The organism is Turicibacter sp. T129 (genome assembly GCF_025594975.1).
In the GTDB taxonomy this organism is placed as follows: domain Bacteria; phylum Bacillota_I; class Bacilli_A; order MOL361; family Turicibacteraceae; genus Turicibacter; species Turicibacter bilis.
On sequence record NZ_JAMQUU010000130.1, the window covers coordinates 1 to 1,942 of the forward strand.

Annotated in this window: 2 protein-coding genes and 3 tRNA genes; all 5 read right to left on the reverse strand. The window is 33.3% G+C overall.

Going from position 1 to position 1,942, the window contains the following annotated elements; translation table 11 throughout:
* Window positions 1–53: 53 nt before the first annotated feature.
* Window positions 54–128 (reverse strand) — tRNA-Gln (locus NEH75_RS13475).
* A 7-nt stretch (window positions 129–135) separates the two neighbouring features.
* A tRNA-Val gene (locus NEH75_RS13480) sits at window positions 136–211 on the reverse strand.
* A 6-nt stretch (window positions 212–217) separates the two neighbouring features.
* Window positions 218–294: transfer RNA gene (locus tag NEH75_RS13485), tRNA-Glu, on the reverse strand.
* A 168-nt stretch (window positions 295–462) separates the two neighbouring features.
* Window positions 463–1,305, reverse strand: a complete 843-nt coding sequence (locus NEH75_RS13490) for a phosphatase PAP2 family protein (RefSeq protein WP_262949030.1) — start codon at window positions 1,303–1,305, stop codon at window positions 463–465.
* Between the two features lie 228 nt (window positions 1,306–1,533).
* Window positions 1,534–1,821 (reverse strand): rhodanese-like domain-containing protein, encoded by a 288-nt coding sequence (locus tag NEH75_RS13495; protein ID WP_055245309.1) that lies wholly within the window; start codon window positions 1,819–1,821, stop codon window positions 1,534–1,536.
* Window positions 1,822–1,942: the final 121 nt, after the last annotated feature.

A 1,942-nucleotide genomic window follows, 5' to 3' on the forward strand; every position in this document is an offset into this window, starting at 1 on the left:
GACCCTCTGATTATAAGTAAGATGCTCTAGCAACTGAGCTAGCAGGACATCATTGGCTGGGCTAGCTGGATTCGAACCAGCGCATGACGGAGTCAAAGTCCGTTGCCTTACCGCTTGGCTATAGCCCAATGTTTATGGTGGAGGATGACGGGCTCGAACCGCCGACCCTCTGCTTGTAAGGCAGATGCTCTCCCAGCTGAGCTAATCCTCCACTTAATGGTGACCCGTACGGGATTCGAACCCGTGTATGCATGCGTGAAAGGCATGTGTGTTAAACCGCTTCACCAACGGGCCTGTTCCCTTAGTGCGACTTGATTATCTTATCATCTTTGTCGACTTCTGTCAAACACTTTTTTTATCTTTATTTTCTGTTTTTTTCTTATTGCTGTTCAACGCTTTATTATATTATCATCATTGTCGAATAATGTCAAATGCTTTTTTCGAAAATAAATAGGAGTAAAATTAATTGATTCTACTCCTTAGGCTAACCTTATTAAACAAATATGGATACAGACCAAAACCATAAAACGAAATAATCATATTGCTTATAAATTTTGCATAATCAGTTTCCACCATAAAACAGCTAAATAACATTTTTATGCTAAGAAGGGAGCTAATTCCTATTATAAAGCACATGGTTCGCCTAAAAACACTTCTACTCAGCTGAAAATTGACATACCTCATTTCAAACCATATCCCCAATACGAAGCCACTATATCCTCCTATTGATCTAGCAAAATCACTAGATGCATTAAAGATAGCAGGTAAGAATACCAATAACGTTAATAAATATAGTAATTTTCTATTTTCTACTTTCACAAACAATCTATATGTAATATAGCTCATTAAGCTACCAATAATTATCCCACCTACAACATCTTTTGGATAATGTACTCCTAAATATAGTCGAGATAATCCAACTAATATAATAATTAAGATAAAAAAAATAGAATACTTATATTTTTTTAATAAAAGATATAGTGCTCCGTAAGTTGAGGCTGCTGCTTGAGAATGACCACTTGGAAATGAGTATCCTGTGGCGGTATGAACTCTAAGTGAGCGAATCCCTTCTTCACCAATTGGTCTTTTAGCTTTTACAATATTTTTGACTGTATTATTCAGCATTAAGCTACTAAACAAGGAGTAAGCAACATACTCTCCACTTGTTTTATCAATACACCAATATATTCCTAAAATTATAGAGATAATTAGTGAACTTTCACCAAGTATCGTTATCATTTCAAATAATTGATCTAAAAATGGTGTGTGAAAACTCTGAATGAATCTTAGAATATCTAGTTCCATCATGATATCCCCCTTTATTTTTTTCATTACTAGCCTTCTGCGATAAATTAAATGAGGCTATATAAACACTTTAACTCAAAATTTTTTTCTATTTTCTCTCTAATACTCCTCTCTCCTAGTTTAGAAATATTATCATAATATATTTTATTATGTTAACATCCTACTTAGACCGCCTATTACTCTCAGGATAACCATAAATAAAAAATTCTCTTTTAAGAAGAGAATTTTTTATTTACTATAGTATTCAAGCATGCCACCTTCAACATTAATAACATCATAACCTAGATGTTCAAGATATTCTGTTACTCGAAAAGTACGGGCCCCCGATCGACAGATTAAATAATACGATATTTCTTTATTTAAAAAATCTTCTGGAGCTTGAAGTAATTCAGACATTGGAATATGTGTAGCTTGTGCTAATTTAGGCAGCGATAAGAACTCTATACTTTCTCGAATATCAATTAAGTTAATTGAATTTAAATTTGATTTTATATCATTAATATGGACTGATTTCATTGTATTCACCTTGCTATCTTTTCATTCTAACACGTTATCTCATTAAATAACAATGTAATACGTTTAAATCGAGTAGGAGATAATTAATTAATTTAATCATCGTCCTCTCACACCACCGTAC

What these genes read in the sequence shown, in the direction of transcription:
- NEH75_RS13490 (WP_262949030.1), bottom strand. Translation starts at nt 1,305, where the DNA reads ATGGAACTAGATATTCTAAGATTCATTCAGAGTTTTCACACACCATTT.
- NEH75_RS13495 (WP_055245309.1), bottom strand. Translation starts at nt 1,821, where the DNA reads ATGAAATCAGTCCATATTAATGATATAAAATCAAATTTAAATTCAATT.